Genomic DNA, 14,337 nt, shown 5'->3' with positions numbered 1-14,337 from the left:
CCGGTGGCGGGGGACGCGGGCCGGTGGCGGGCGGGGGACGCGGGCCGACGGGCGGGTGAAGGACGCAGGCTCTCCCCCACCCGCCCGCCCGTCGCTCAGCGCAGTGCGGTCTCCAGCGACTTCGCCACGGTGGCGGCCTCCTCGTCGGAGAGGACCGTCCCGTCGGTGCGCGTGACGTAGACGGTGTCCACCGCGTTGGCACCGAGCGTCGCGACGTGGGCCGAGCGCACCCGTACCGCGCTGTCCTCCAGTGCCCGGCCGATCCGGTGCAGCAGCCCCGGGGCGTCCTGCGCGCGGACCTCGATGACCGTGGCCTGCCGGGAAGCCGCCGACGCGACCGTCACCCGGGGCGGCGGGGCCTTGATGCCCCGCCGCCGGGGATAGGCGGACTCCCGTTCGGCGAGGCGGGCCTGGATGTCGAGCGCACCGTCGAGCACCCGCAGCAGGTCGGCGCGGAGACGGGAGGCCTGCGGCAGCGAACCGTACTCGGCGGCCACCCGCCAGCTGAGCAGCAGCAGGTCGGCGGACTCGCCCAGCTCGGTGGGGAGCTCGACGGCGCGCAGGTCGGCGGCGCGGACGGTGAGGCGGTGCAGGGCGAGCACCCCCGCGACGGCGGGCAGGACACCGGGCCGGTCCGGCAGCGCGATGAGGAGTTCGACGCCGACCGGGCCCGGTTCGCCCGACTCGGAGGGCGGTTCGGGCTGGGTGTGCAGGGCGAGGACGGGTTCGCGGGTGCGCAGCGCCTCGACGGCGAGGCGTTCCTGTTCGGCGTCGGGGACGGCGGGGCCGGGGTCGGCTGGTGCCTCTCCGGCCAGTACGGAGGCCACCCGCCCGACGAGGTCGTCGACGAGGGAGGCGCGCCAAGTGCTCCAGGCCGCCGGTCCGGTGGCCAGCGCGTCGGCCTCGGTGAGCGCGTGGAGCAGCTCCAGGGTGGAGAGGGAGCCGACCGCCTCGGCGACCGCGGTGACGGTGTCGGGGTCGTCGAGGTCGCGGCGGGTCGCGGTCTCGATGAGCAGCAGGTGCTGCCGTACGAGGGTGGCGATGACGGCGACGTCGGCCTTGTCGAAGCCGATGCGGGTGGCCATGTCGCGGGCGATGACCTCGCCGGCGACGGAGTGGTCCCCGGGCCAGCCCTTGCCGATGTCGTGCAGCAGGGCGGCGACCAGCAGCAGGTCGGGGCGGCCGACGCGGCGGGTCAGGGAGGCGGCGCGGACGGCCGTCTCGACGAGGTGACGGTCGACGGTCCAGGTGTGGACGGCGTTGCGCTGGGGCCGGCAGTGGACCCGTTCCCAGTCGGGCAGCAGCCGGGTGACGATGCCCTCGGCTTCGAGGGCCTCCCACACCGCGACGGTCGCCTCGCCCGCGCCGAGCAGGGTGACCAGCTCCTCGCGGGCCTCGGGGGGCCAGGGCACGGAGAGCGGCGCCGCCGCTCCGGCGAGGTGGCGCACGAGGTGGCGGGAGAGCGGGAGCCCGGACTCGGCGGCGGCGGCCGCCGCCCGCAGGGTGAGTACGGGGTCGCGCTCGGGGCGGGCGGAGCGGGCGAGGACGACTTCGCCGTCGGCCTCGACGACCCCTTCGGCGAGCGGGGTGCGTTCGGGGGCGGGTTTGGCGCCGCCGAGCATGGCGCGGAGCCGGGGGCGCATGGAGCGGGCGCGCAGGACGCGGTCGACCTCGCGCCAGGTGACGTCGGAGGCGTACGAGACGGTGCGGGCGGCCTCGTACACCTGGCGGAGCAGGGCGTCGGCGTCGAGGAGGCCGAGTGCGGCGGCGACCTGGTCCTGTTCCTGGAGGGCGAGCCGGTCGGTGGCCCTTCCGGTCACGAGGTGCAGGGCGTCGCGGGTGTCGAGGAGGACGCGGCGGGCTTCGACGAGCCCTTCGCGGGGGGCGTCGGCCACCCAGGAGGCGGCGACGGCGCGCAGGGCGGTGGCGTCGCGGAGGCCGCCGCGGGCCTCCTTGAGGTCGGGTTCGAGGAGGAACTGGAGCTCGCCCATGCGTTCGGCCCGTTCCTGGCAGAGCTCGTGGAGGGCGGGCAGCCGCTTGGGCGCCTGGTTGCGCCAGTCGGCGAGGACGTGGGTGCGCAGGGCGGTGACGAGGCCCACGTCGCCGGCGATCACGCGGGCGTCCAGCAGGCCGAGGTGGACCTTGAGGTCGTCGGCGGCGGCCTTGCGGGCCTCCGCCGGAGTGCGTACGGAGTGGTCGAGCGCGAGGCCCAGGTCCCAGACGGGGTACCAGATGCGGTCCGCCAGGGCGGAGACGGCCGCTGCGTCGGCCGAGCCGTCGTGCAGCAGGAGGAGGTCGAGGTCGCTGCGGGGGGAGAGTTCGCCCCGGCCGTAGCCGCCGACCGCGACGAGGGCGGCGCCGCGTACGCCCGCGTGTTCGGCGGCGGCGGTGAAGAGGGCGTTCAGCCAGTCGTCGGTGAGGCCGGCCAGGGCCGAACGGCGCGGCGGCCCGGACCGCGTCTCCTGCTGGAGGAGGCGCAGCCGGGCCGCCGCGTAGCCGCTGGGTCCCGAGTCTTCGGATTCGGTGGTCACTTCGGTACTCGTCACCCAGTTGCCTTCCGTTCCACGGGCGTCGGTGTCAGAGAGCGTCCGGGCCGCGTTCGCCGGTCCGTACCCGGACCGCCGTGTCGACCGGCACGCTCCAGACCTTGCCGTCACCGATCTTGCCGGTCCGGGCGGCCTTCACGACGACGTCGATGAGCTGTTCGGAGTCCTCGTCCTCGACCAGGACCTCGATGCGGATCTTCGGTACGAGGTCGACGGTGTACTCGGCACCGCGGTAGACCTCGGTGTGGCCGCGCTGGCGTCCGTAGCCGCTGGCCTCGGTCACGGTCAGCCCCTGGACGCCGAAGGCCTGGAGGGCCTCCTTGATCTCGTCCAGTCGGTGGGGCTTCACGACCGCCGTGATGAGCTTCATGCGTCCACCTTCTTGTTCGGAGCTGCCGGGGTGTCCAGGACCGGTGCCGCGGTACGGGAGGCCGCGCCTCCGCCGGCTCCGCTGAAGTCGTACGCGGTCTCGGCGTGCTCGACCTGGTCGATGCCGGAGATCTCGTCGTCCTCGGTGACCCGCATTCCGATCGTCTTGTCGACGAGGAAGGCGAGGATCGCGGACACCACCAGAGAGTAGGCCAGGACGGAGAAGACTCCTACGGCCTGCTTGCCGAGCTGGTCGAGCCCGCCGCCGTAGAAGAGGCCCTTGGCGTCGGACTGGACACCGCCGGTGGCGAAGAAGCCGATGAGCAGCGAGCCGACGACACCGCCGACGAGGTGGACGCCGACGACGTCGAGCGAGTCGTCGTAGCCGAACTTGTACTTCAGGCCGACCGCCATGGCGCACAGGACACCGGCGATGGCACCGACGGCGATGGCGCCGAGCGGGCTGACCGCACCACCCGAGGGGGTGATGGCGACGAGTCCGGCGACGGCGCCGGAGGCGGCACCGAGGGTGGTGAAGGAGCCGTGGCGCAGCTTCTCGTAACCGAGCCAGGCGAGCATCGCGGCGGCGGTGGCGACCTGCGTGTTGACGAACATCACGGCGCCCACGCCGTCGTCGTTGCCGAGCCAGGAGCCGGCGTTGAAGCCGAACCAGCCGAACCACAGGAGACCGGCGCCGAGCATGACGAGCGGGAGGCTGTGCGGGCGCATCGGGTCACGCTTGAAGCCGACCCGCTTGCCGATCACGAGGATCACGCCGAGGGCCGCGGCACCGGCGTTGATGTGGACGGCCGTACCGCCGGCGAAGTCGATGACGCCCAGCTCGAAGAGCCAGCCGCCGGCACCCCACACCCAGTGGGCGACGGGGAAGTAGACGACGGTGACCCAGAGGGTGATGAAGAGCGCCCAGGCGGTGAACTTCACGCGGTCGGCGAGGGCGCCGCTGATCAGTGCGGGGGTGATGATGGCGAACATCAGCTGGAAGACGGCGAAGACGTACACCGGGATGGTGTAGCCGTCCCAGAGCTCGGTCAGACCGATGCCGCTGAGTCCGACGTAGTCGGAGGACCAGCCGATGATGGAGCCGGAGTCGGTGCCGAACGCGAGGCTGAATCCGTAGAGCACCCACAGGATCGTCACGATCCCGAGGCTGATGAAGCTCATCATCAGCATGTTCAGGCTGCTCTTGACGCGGACCATGCCTCCGTAGAAGAAGGCCAGGGCCGGGGTCATGAGCATCACCAGGGCCGAGCAGATGAGCATGAACCCGGTGTTGGCGGCAGACAGCTGAGGGGTGTCTGCGGCAAGCGTCGTGATGCCTGGGGGCATCGGCGTCTCCTCGTCGTCGGAGCGGCCGCGGCGTGCGGGGGAAGGCTGCGGGACCACTGGGAAAAGGTGCGGGCCTTATGCGCCATGAGATTGGCGGAGCACCATTTCCACGGATGCCGCTCGGTGTTTCGCCGCAGTGACGAAGCCGCCGGGAGTGTTACGTCGGCATGAACCCGGAGCGACGTAACCGGTGTCCCGCCTACCATGCGGTCCATGCCGCATACGGTGCGGTTGAAATGCCGCGACACGCGAACCGGCCACGGCGGCCCCCCGCCGACCTGGCACGGAAGGGCGCGGCCGGTGGTCCGATCCGGCCTCCGGGCGGACGGCGCCACTTTCGGCACACCCCCGGGTCAGACCGCTTCGGCGGTCTCCGGCAGCTGCTCGCTGAGCACCTCGGTGAGGTGCGCGACGTCGGCCACGTCACCGAAGTCCCTGGCAGCGGCGTCGACGGTCTTGCGCAGACGGGTGTTGACGCGCTCGGAGCGGACCTTCTTGGCGACTTCCAGCGCCTGGCCGGCCAGCACCGTGGCCTGCTCGGGCTCGCGCTGGAGCAGATGGACGGTGGCCATGCCGATGAGGTTGAGCGCGTAACTGCGGAAGTGCTCGTCGTCGTCGGCGAAGAGCTTGACGGCCTTGGCCATGACGGGTTCGGCGAGCGAGGCGTACGTGGGGCTGCGGCCGGCGACATAGGCCAGGTCACGGTAGGAGTGGGCGTTCTCGCCGTTGAGTTCGGCCTCGGAGAAGAACTTGATCCAGTCGGGCTCGGGCTCGTCGTCCAGACCCGCGTCGAGGAAGGTGTCCTCGGCCATGCGGACCGCGCGCTTGCACTTTCCGGGCTGGCCCATGTTGGCGTAGGCGCGGGCCTCCATCGCATACAGCATCGACTGGGTGCGGGCCGTCGCACACTCCCGGCTGCCGTACTGCGCGAGGTGGATCAGCTCCAGGGCGTCGTCCGGGCGGCCGAGGTGGATCATCTGGCGGCTCATGCTGGAGAGGATGTACGAGCCCAGCGACTTGTCCCCGGCCTCCTTCGCCGCGTGCAGGGCGAGGACGAAGTACTTCTGCGCGGTGGGCTGGAGACCGACGTCGTAGCTCATCCAGCCTGCCAGCTCGGCGAGTTCGGCGGCGCATCTGAAGAGCCGGACCGCGGTGGCGGTGGGCTGGGGCTCCTGCAACAGATCGGTGACCTCGTGGAGTTGGCCGACGACGGCCTTGCGGCGCAGTCCGCCGCCGCACTGCGCGTCCCACTGGCGGAACATCGCCGTGGTGGACTCCAGCAGGTCGAGTTCGGGCTTGGAGAGGCGGGACGGGCGGCGGGCGGCGGCGGGCGACTCGGGTTCGGCCGGTCCGACGGGGGCGACGGGCACCAGCCAGCGCTGCATGGGCTCGATCAGCGTGGGTCCCGCGGCGAGCTGGAGCGAGGAGCCGAGGAAGCCCCGGCGGGCGAGCATCAGGTCGCTGCGGGAGAACTCGCTGAGCAGGGCGACGGTCTGCGGGCCCGCCCAGGGCAGGTCCACCCCGGACACGGAGGGCGACTGGTGGGCGGTCCGCAGGCCGAGGTCCTCGACGGCCACGACGCTGCCGAAGCGCTCCGAGAAGAGTTCGGACAGGATGCGGGGGATCGGCTCGCGGGGCTGTTCGCCGTCGAGCCACCGCCGCACGCGCGAGGTGTCGGTGCTGATGTGGTGGGCGCCCATCTGGCCGGCCCGCCGGTTGACTTGGCGCGCGAGCTCGCCCTTGGACCAGCCGCTGCGCACGAACCATGATCCCAATTGCGCGTTGGGGCGCTTTCCGGCATTCGTATCGCCTGCGCCACTGCCACTCACCGGTACGCCCCCCACTCTCGCCGAAGCCTCTTCGCGCGAACCTCTGCCCAGCAAAGGGCTGTCCCAGAATGCCGTAACCCGGTACCGCCCGTACGGAAGTTGCCCGTCATCGAACAAGAAATCGGGTTGCCACCGGCATACCCGCGGGTGCTCATACTTCCAGAGTCCGTGTACCGACGGTAATCCTACGATCACCCTCGCTGCGAGGGCGAATTCAGAAACGCCACCATTCGCCACCCCCTCGTTGGAACGCGACCGGCGCGAGGCGCGCTTGACTTGACAGGCGCCGAACAACAGGGGGCGTGAAGGAGCGTTTCGGGTGGTGCGGATCGGCTTGCGCCACCCCTGAGTACGACAGTGCGCCGCCCGTTCGGGGCGACCACGGGCGGGCCGCCGGATCGCGTGGCCCGCCGTCACGTGACCATCGGCCACGTAACCATCGGCGCGCCGGACCCGTTGGAGGGGGCATGGGCTTCACGATCGGCGGCATCCGCGAGCGGCGGTCCGGGTCGCGGCGACGCGACCGCACGGCCGGGAGCACGGCCGTGGCGGAGTACACGGGACTGTGGGGATGGGCCGTACGCCCCGGGGCCCGGGCACGGACCGGCTCCTGTTCCTGCGGCGACCGGCGCTGCGCCGCACCCGGCGCCCATCCGCTGGAGTCCGCCCGAGAAGTTCCCGCCGGAGCCTCCCTGGACGACGCGGCCTGCGCCTGGGCCGAGGTCCCGGGGGCCTCGATGATGCTGCCGGTGGGCCGCGCCTTCGACATCCTGGACGTGGCGGAGGCGGCCGGCCGGCGGGCGCTGGTCCGGCTGGAGCGGATGGGGCTGCCGCTCGGCCCGGTCACGGTGACCCCGGACGGCCGGGCCCAGTTCTTCGTCGCCCCCGGAGCCGCCGCCCAGCTCCCGGAGCTGCTGTACCGGATGGGCTGGGACGACGCCCCCCTGGACCTGCGCGCCCTCGGGCCGGGCACCCACATCACCGCGCCGCCCTGCGACCTCGGCGGCCTCGGCCCGGTGCGCTGGCTGCGCCCCCCGGCCCTGGACACGGCGGCCGCTCCCCCGCCGGCCCGGCTGCTGCTGGGCACCCTGGCGTACAGCTGCCACCGCACCTGAAGCCACGGCGAGAACGCCGATGGGCGGCGGCACCCTGGTCGGGGTGCCGCCGCCCATCGGCGTGCGTACGGTGCGGGGAGCGGTCAGTCGCCGATCAGCGCGTCCACGAAGGCGCCCGGCTCGAACGGGGCCAGGTCGTCCGGACCCTCGCCGAGCCCGATGAGCTTCACCGGGACGCCCAGCTCGCGCTGGACGGCGATGACGATGCCGCCCTTGGCGGTGCCGTCGAGCTTGGTCAGGACGATGCCGGTGATGTCCACGACCTCGGCGAAGACCCGGGCCTGGACCAGACCGTTCTGGCCGGTGGTGGCGTCGAGCACCAGCAGGATCTCGTCGAGCGGGCCGTGCTTCTCCACGACGCGCTTGACCTTGCCGAGCTCGTCCATCAGGCCGGTCTTGGTGTGCAGCCGGCCGGCCGTGTCGATGAGCACGACGTCCGCGCCCTCGGCGATGCCCTCCTTCACGGCGTCGAAGGCGATCGACGCGGGGTCGCCGCCCTCGGGGCCGCGTACCGTACGCGCTCCGACGCGCTCGCCCCAGGTCTGGAGCTGGTCGGCGGCGGCGGCGCGGAAGGTGTCGGCCGCGCCGAGGACCACGCTGCGGCCGTCCGCCACGAGCACGCGGGCCAGCTTGCCGGTGGTGGTGGTCTTGCCGGTGCCGTTGACGCCGACGACCATGACGACGCCCGGGGTCTCGGCCCCGCCCTCGGTCTTGACCTCGCGGTCGAAGTCGGGGCCCAGCAGGGCGATCAGCTCTTCGCGCAGCAGCGCGCGGAGCTCCTCGGGGGTACGGGTGCCGAGCACCCGGACGCGTTCGCGCAGCCGGTCGACGAGCTCCTGGGTGGGAACGACGCCGACGTCGGCGGTGAGGAGGGTGTCCTCGATCTCCTCCCAGGTGTCCTCGTCGAGGTTGTCCCGGGACAGGAGCGTGAGCAGCCCCTTGCCGAGGGAGTTCTGCGAGCGGGCGAGCCGGGCCCGGAGCCGTACGAGACGGCCCGCGGTGGGCTCGGGGACGTCGAGGGCGGGGGTCTCCTCGGCGGCGGACGGAGCCTCCTCGGCGGGGGCCTCGGTGTCCGGGGTTCCGGCCTCCTCGATGGTGCGCCGCGCTTCGTCGCGCGGCGCCTCGGACTCCTCACCGACACGGGGTTCGGCGGAAGGAGTGATGGTCGGCGTGCTCGACGGCGCCGAGGGCGGCAGCTGCTTCTTCTTGCGGCTGCTGACCACGAGCCCGCTGATCAGGCCGACAGCGACCAGGGCGATGACTACAGCAAGGATGACGATTTCCATAACCCGTCCAGTATCGGCCACGGGCGGGGCCCGGGAGCTGCCTCGGACGACCCCTTCGCATCCGATGCCCCACTTTGCACCTTTTGGCCGTCATGGGGTGAGCGGGGACACGGCACCGGTAACGCACCGGGAACGCCGCCGCCCCGGCCGGAGCCGGGGCGGCGGTGTGACGGTGCGGGCAGGGAGCGGGTGCCCCGGGCAGGTCAGCCGCGGGCGGGACGGCCGCGGGCGGGACGGCCGCGGGCGGGTCAGCCCATCTCCTCCAGGGCCTTGCCCTTGGTCTCCTTCACGAACAGCACCACGAAGGGGATCGAGAGGGCGGCGAAGCAGGTGTAGATGATGTACGTCGCCGAGAGGTTCCAGTCCGCCAGGCTCGGGAAGCTCGCGGTGATGGCCCAGTTGGCGATCCACTGCGCGGACGCGGCGACGCCCAGCGCCGCCGCACGGATGCGGTTGGGGAACATCTCGCCGAGGAAGACCCAGACGATGACACCCCAGGAGAGGGCGAAGAAGAGCACGAAGACGTGGGCGGCGATCAGCGCCACCGTGCCCTCGGTGTTGGGCAGCTTCCCGTCGACCAGCTTGGCGGAGAAGGCCCACGCCTCGAAGGCCAGCGCGATGGCCATGCCGATGGAGCCGGTGAGGGCGAGCGGTTTACGGCCCACCCGGTCGACCAGGACCATCGCGATGACCGTACCGATGATGTTCACGATCGAGGTCGTGAACGAGTAGAAGAACGAGTCCGTCGGGTCGATGCCGACCGACTGCCACAGCGTCGCCGAGTAGTAGAAGGCGACGTTGATGCCGACGAGCTGCTGGAAGATCGACAGTCCGATACCGACCCAGACGATGGGCAGGAAGCCGAAGCGGCTGCCCAGCAGGTCCTTGAAGGAGGACTTGTGCTCGCGGTGCATCGCCGTCTCGATCTCGGTGACGCGGGCGTCCAGGTCGACGTTCTTCCCCTCCACCTCGGAGAGGATCTTGCGGGCCCGGTCCTTCTTCCCGACCGAGATCAGGTAGCGGGGCGACTCCGGGATGGCGAAGGAGAGCAGCCCGTACAGGACCGCGGGCACCACCATCACGCCGAGCATCCACTGCCAGGCCTCCAGCCCGCCGATCTTGCCGCGCTGGTCGCCGTCGGCGATCTGGAGGATGCCGTAGTTGACCAGCTGCGAGATGGCGATGCCGATGACGATCGCGGCCTGCTGGAAGGAGCCGAGCCGGCCACGGTAGGCGGGCGGCGAGACCTCGGCGATGTAGGCGGGGCCGATGACGGAGGCCATGCCGATGCCGAAGCCGCCGATGATGCGCCACATCGCCAGGTCCCAGAGCGCGAAGGGGAGCGCCGAACCCACCGCGCTGATCGTGAAGAGCACCGCGGCGATCTGCATGCACCGGATACGGCCGATGCGGTCGGCGATGCGTCCCGCCGTCGCGGCACCGATGGCACAGCCGATCAGGGCGATGGCGATGACCTGGGCGAGGGTTCCCGACCCGATGTCGTAACGGTCGCGGATGGCCTCGACGGCGCCGTTGATCACGGAACTGTCGTAGCCGAACAGGAAACCGCCCATCGCGGCGGCGGCCGTGATGAAGATGACGTGCCCGATGTGGTCCGGGTGGGCCCCCCTGGCCCCGGACTCCGGTCCTTGCACTCTGCTGGTCACATGAACTCCTGGTGCCTGCCCGCAATGTCAGACGTGGACGGATGAGCCCTTTAAGTGGCGCATACGAAACAGTTCGCCACCACTTGAATACGCAGGGGATGCGCCGGAGATCATCCGTTCACTCGTCGAATTCGGGCTCGTACGGAAGTCGACACCTACCCGGGTGTCCTCCATTCGCGTGAAGTAGCCCGGGGAATTACGTGAAGATTCAGCGAAGACGCTGACTGATGACTTTCGATACACCGTCACCCTGCATGGAAACGCCGTACAGGGCGTCGGCGACCTCCATCGTCCGCTTCTGATGCGTGATCACGATCAGCTGGGAGCTTTCCTGGAGCTCCTCCATGATGCGGATGAGCCGCTGCAGATTGGTGTCGTCGAGGGCGGCCTCCACCTCGTCCATCACGTAGAACGGGCTCGGCCTCGCCTTGAAGATGGCGACCAGCAGGGCCACCGCCGTCAGGGACCGCTCACCGCCGGAGAGCAGCGAGAGACGCTTCACCTTCTTGCCCGGCGGGCGCGCCTCCACGTCGACGCCGGTGGTGAGCATGTGCTCCGGATCGGTGAGGATCAGTCGTCCGTCACCGCCCGGGAAGAGCCGGGAGAAGACGCCCTCGAACTCGCGGGCGGTGTCCCGGTACGCCTCGGTGAAGACCCGCTCGACCCGCTCGTCCACCTCCTTGACGACCTGGAGGAGATCGGCCCTGGTCTTCCGCAGGTCGTCGAGCTGCTCGGCGAGGAACTGGTGCCGCTCCTCCAGCGCGGAGAACTCCTCCAGCGCGAGCGGATTCACCTTTCCGAGTTGCTGGTACGCCCGTTCGGCCGACTTCAGCCGCTTCTCCTGCTCGGCCCTGACGAAGGGCCGGGGCTGGTTGCGGGGGTGCTCCGGGTCCTCGGGCAGCTCCTCGCCGTCGGCCGGGGGCGACGGGGGCACCGGCCGGCCGGGGCCGTACTCGGCCTCCAGCGCGGCCGGTTCCACCCCCAGCTCCTCCAGCGCCTTCGTCTCCAGCGCCTCCATGCGCATCCGCTTCTCGGCGCCCAGCACCTCGCCCCGGTGGACCGAGTCGGTGAGCTTGTCCAGCTCCCCCTTGAGGTCCCGGCCGGCGGCGCGGGCGGCGAAGAGCGCGTTCTCCCCCTCGGCCTTGGCCGCCTCGGCCGCCGCCCGCTCCTGCTGCGCCCGTACGACGGACACCTCGACGTGCGCGAGCAACTGCCGGGCGCCCGAGGCCACGGCCGCGGCCACCGACGCCTCGTGGCGCAGCCGGGCGCGGCGCTGCTCGGCGCGGGCGCGGGCCTCGCGTTCGGCGCGGGCTCCCCGGTCGAGGGAGTCGGCCCGGCCCGCGAGGCCCTTCACCCGCTCCTCGTGGGTACGGACCTGGAGACGGGCCTCCATCTCGGTCTGGCGGGCGTTGGCCCCGTCCGCCGCGAGCCGGTCGCGCCGCGCGGTGTCCGGCTCCTCCTCCAGGGGTGTCTCCTCGGCGACCAGCAGCCGTTCGGCCAGTACCTCGGCCTCCTCGGTGGCGCGTTCCAGCGCCTCCTGGGCGCGGGCCGCGGAGGAGGCGGTCCGTTCGGCCTCGCCCGCCGCGCCCCGGGCCTGTCCGGCGAGCCGGCCGAGTTGCTGGGCCACCTGGGACTTCTCCCGGTCCGCCGTCCGCCGGCGCTCCTCCAGCGCCTCGGCGCGGGCGGCGGCTTCCTCGCGCCGCTCGCCCGCCAGGCGCTGGGCCCCGGCGAGTTCCTCGCAGCGCACGACGAGCGCGGCCAGCTCGGCGGCGGCCTCGTCGACGGAGGCCTGCACCTCGAGCAGGCTGGGCGCCCCGGCGGAGCCGCCGTGCGCGAAGTGGGCGGAGAGCACGTCGCCCTCACCGGTGACGGCGGTGAGTCCCGGTTCGGCGGCGACGAGCCGTTCGGCGTCCTCCAGCGTCTCCACCACGACCATGCCCCGGGTCAGCGTCCGTACGGCCTCCATGAGCCCGCCCGGCGCGCGCACCAGCCCGGCGACCGGCCGGGCGGTGCCGGTCCGGACCCCCGTGCCGGTGCCGTACGTCCCCGTAGCCGCACCCGTACCCGCACCGTCCGGCTCACCGGGGGATACGGGCACCGGGGTGGCCGACTCGGCGGCGACGGCCTGCGGGGGAACCCCGGCCGGGCGTCCCGGCGCGTGGTCGCCGCCCTGCGCCGGGACCCGCCCGGCTTCTCCGTCCGGGCCGCCGGGCAGCTCGACGCCGTCGCCCGGCTCGGGGTCCGCGAGCGGCTCCGCGCCCCCGAGCAGCAGGGCGGCGCGGCCCGCGTCCTGCGCGCGGAGCAGCCGGATCGCCTCGGCGGCCGTCGCGGTCCCGGTCACCGCGACCGCGTCGGCCGCCGCTCCGAGTGCGGCGGCCACCGCCACCTCGTACCCGGGCTCGACGTCGAGGAGGCGGGACGCCGGACCGAGCAGTCCGGCCAGCCGGTCCCCGGCACCGAGCAGCACCCCGGTGCCGTCCTTGCGGCGCAGCCCGAGCGCGAGGGCGTCGTGGCGGGCCGCGGTGGCGGCCCGGCCCCGCTCCGCCTCGTTCGCGGCGTCGCGCGCCGCGCCGTGCGCGCTCTGCGCCGCCGCGAGGTCCCGCCGCGCGTTCGCGTACTCTTCGGCCAACTGGGCGTCGTCCGCGTCGAGTCCGTCGACCTCGGCCTTGAGCTGCTCGTACTCCTCCTGGGCGGCCGCGGCCCGTTCCCGTGCCCCGTCCCGGGAGTCGGCCAGGCGGTCGATCTCGGCCTGGGCGGCGGCGGCGCGGCTGCGGGCGGCGTTGACCTGGCCGCCGAGCCGGGCGAGGCCTTCCCTGCGGTCCGCGAGGGCCCGCGCGGCGTCCTTCAGCCGGCGTTCCTCGGACGCCAGTTCGCGTTCCAGCTCGGCCCGGTGGGCGGCGGTGTCCTCCAGCGCGTGTTCCGCGGCCTCCAGTGCGGCGGTCAACTCCGCTTCCTGCTCGCGGATCCGGGCGGCCTCCCGCTCCATCTCCTCGGGGTCCCGTCCGCGCCGCTCCTCCTCGGGCGCGGCGGCGGCGCTCTTCACCCGGGCGTCGGCGAGCGAGACCGTGCCCCTGACCCGCTCGGCAAGCTGCGACAGCTCGTACCAGCTCTGCTGAGCGCGTTGCAGGCGCGGGGCGAGGCGGCGGACCTCGTCCTCCAGCTCGGTCTCGCGGGCCAGGGCCTCCTTGAGGCGCGCCTCGGCGGACTCCTTGCGGCGTTTCAGCTCGGCCTCGTCGGCGATCTCCTCGCTCAGCGCGTTCCGCAGGGTCACCAGGTCGTCGGCGAGCAGCCGCAGCCGCGCGTCCCGCAGGTCGGCCTGGATGACCGCGGCGCGCCGGGCGACTGCGGCCTGCCGGCCGAGTGGCTTGAGCTGTCTGCGGAGTTCCTCGGTGAGGTCCTGGACGCGGGCGAGGTTGGCGCCCATCGCGTCGAGTTTCCGCAGCGCCTTCTCCTTGCGCCTGCGGTGTTTGAGGACCCCGGCAGCCTCCTCGATGAACGCCCGGCGGCCCATCGGGTCGGCGTGCAGGACGGAGTCCAACTGGCCCTGGCCGACGATGACATGCATCTCGCGGCCGATGCCGGAGTCGGAGAGGAGCTCCTGGATGTCGAGCAGCCGGCAGGTGTCGCCGTTGATCTGGTACTCGCTGCCGCCGTTGCGGAACATGATCCGGGTGATCGTCACCTCGGCGTACTCGATGGGCAGCGCACCGTCCGAGTTGTCGATGGTCAGCGAGACTTCGGCACGGCCGAGCGGCGGGCGGCCGGTCGTCCCGGCGAAGATCACGTCCTCCATCTTGCCGCCGCGCAGCGACTTGGCCCCCTGTTCGCCCATGACCCAGGAGAGCGCGTCCACCACATTGGACTTGCCCGACCCGTTGGGGCCGACGACGCAGGTGATCCCCGGCTCGAAGCGCAGCGTGGTGGCGGAGGCGAACGACTTGAAACCGCGCAGGGTCAGGGCCTTGAGGTGCACGCCGCCGGACTCTACCTTTCGCACACGGTTTCACCGCTGAGGGTGCAGGGCACATCTGACGTTAACCGCACCACTGGTCGCCCCGGGAAAAGGGATGCGGGGCGGGGGACGTGACGGGGGCGGATTCGGCGCACGGGTGGACGCACGTTGACGCACGTCGACGCGAGGGGGAAGTGCCAGGGGGAAAGCGCGGGAAAAAAGAAGG

At 72.3% G+C, this 14,337-nt stretch carries 8 protein-coding genes; 1 reads left to right on the top strand and 7 read right to left on the bottom strand.

Going from position 1 to position 14,337, the window contains the following annotated elements; all coding sequences use genetic code 11:
- Positions 1-95: 95 nt before the first annotated feature.
- The 4 genes from OG599_RS25130 to nsdA form a co-directional block, all read right to left on the bottom strand.
- Positions 96-2,546: a [protein-PII] uridylyltransferase gene (locus OG599_RS25130; RefSeq protein ID WP_327178227.1), complete on the bottom strand. Its 2,451-nt coding sequence runs from the start codon at positions 2,544-2,546 to the stop codon at positions 96-98.
- A gap of 31 nt (positions 2,547-2,577) precedes the next feature.
- Positions 2,578-2,916 carry a P-II family nitrogen regulator gene (locus OG599_RS25125; RefSeq protein WP_299533529.1) on the bottom strand — a complete coding sequence of 113 codons (339 nt, stop codon included), beginning with the start codon at positions 2,914-2,916 and terminating at the stop codon, positions 2,578-2,580.
- Positions 2,913-4,262 carry an ammonium transporter gene (locus tag OG599_RS25120; protein WP_327178226.1) on the bottom strand — a complete coding sequence of 450 codons (1,350 nt, stop codon included), beginning with the start codon at positions 4,260-4,262 and terminating at the stop codon, positions 2,913-2,915. Before OG599_RS25120 ends, OG599_RS25125 begins: the two co-directional genes overlap by 4 nt.
- Before the next feature lie 353 nt (positions 4,263-4,615).
- Entirely contained in the window at positions 4,616-6,091 is a 1,476-nt protein-coding gene (gene nsdA, locus OG599_RS25115; protein WP_327178225.1) for a transcriptional repressor NsdA, read from the bottom strand.
- 467 nt (positions 6,092-6,558) lie between these two features.
- Between nsdA and OG599_RS25110 the strand changes: the two genes are divergently transcribed.
- The gene (locus tag OG599_RS25110; RefSeq protein ID WP_327178224.1) at positions 6,559-7,206 is read left to right on the top strand and encodes a bifunctional DNA primase/polymerase; all 648 of its coding nucleotides are present in this window, start codon (positions 6,559-6,561) and stop codon (positions 7,204-7,206) included.
- 83 nt (positions 7,207-7,289) lie between these two features.
- On the opposite strand, the gene ftsY is transcribed toward OG599_RS25110, so the two are convergent.
- From ftsY to OG599_RS25095, 3 genes are all read right to left on the bottom strand, one after another.
- Positions 7,290-8,492 carry a signal recognition particle-docking protein FtsY gene (gene ftsY, locus OG599_RS25105; RefSeq protein WP_327178223.1) on the bottom strand — a complete coding sequence of 401 codons (1,203 nt, stop codon included), beginning with the start codon at positions 8,490-8,492 and terminating at the stop codon, positions 7,290-7,292.
- Positions 8,493-8,740: 248 nt separating this feature from the next.
- The gene (locus OG599_RS25100) at positions 8,741-10,159 is read right to left on the bottom strand and encodes a sugar porter family MFS transporter (RefSeq protein WP_327178222.1); all 1,419 of its coding nucleotides are present in this window, start codon (positions 10,157-10,159) and stop codon (positions 8,741-8,743) included.
- Between the two features lie 208 nt (positions 10,160-10,367).
- Entirely contained in the window at positions 10,368-14,132 is a 3,765-nt protein-coding gene (locus tag OG599_RS25095; RefSeq protein WP_327178221.1) for a chromosome segregation SMC family protein, read from the bottom strand.
- Positions 14,133-14,337: the final 205 nt, after the last annotated feature.

It is taken from the genome of Streptomyces sp. NBC_01335 (genome assembly GCF_035953295.1).
Classification (GTDB): Bacteria; Actinomycetota; Actinomycetes; order Streptomycetales; family Streptomycetaceae; genus Streptomyces.
Note: the sequence above shows the minus strand (reverse complement) of the source record. Positions and strands in the feature narration are given on the sequence as shown.

Excerpts from the sequence above, each read along its gene's own strand:
- OG599_RS25110 (WP_327178224.1), top strand. The coding sequence starts at position 6,559 with ATGGGCTTCACGATCGGCGGCATCCGCGAGCGGCGGTCCGGGTCGCGG.
- OG599_RS25120 (WP_327178226.1), bottom strand. The coding sequence starts at position 4,262 with ATGCCCCCAGGCATCACGACGCTTGCCGCAGACACCCCTCAGCTGTCT.
- OG599_RS25125 (WP_299533529.1), bottom strand. The coding sequence starts at position 2,916 with ATGAAGCTCATCACGGCGGTCGTGAAGCCCCACCGACTGGACGAGATC.
- ftsY (WP_327178223.1), bottom strand. The coding sequence starts at position 8,492 with ATGGAAATCGTCATCCTTGCTGTAGTCATCGCCCTGGTCGCTGTCGGC.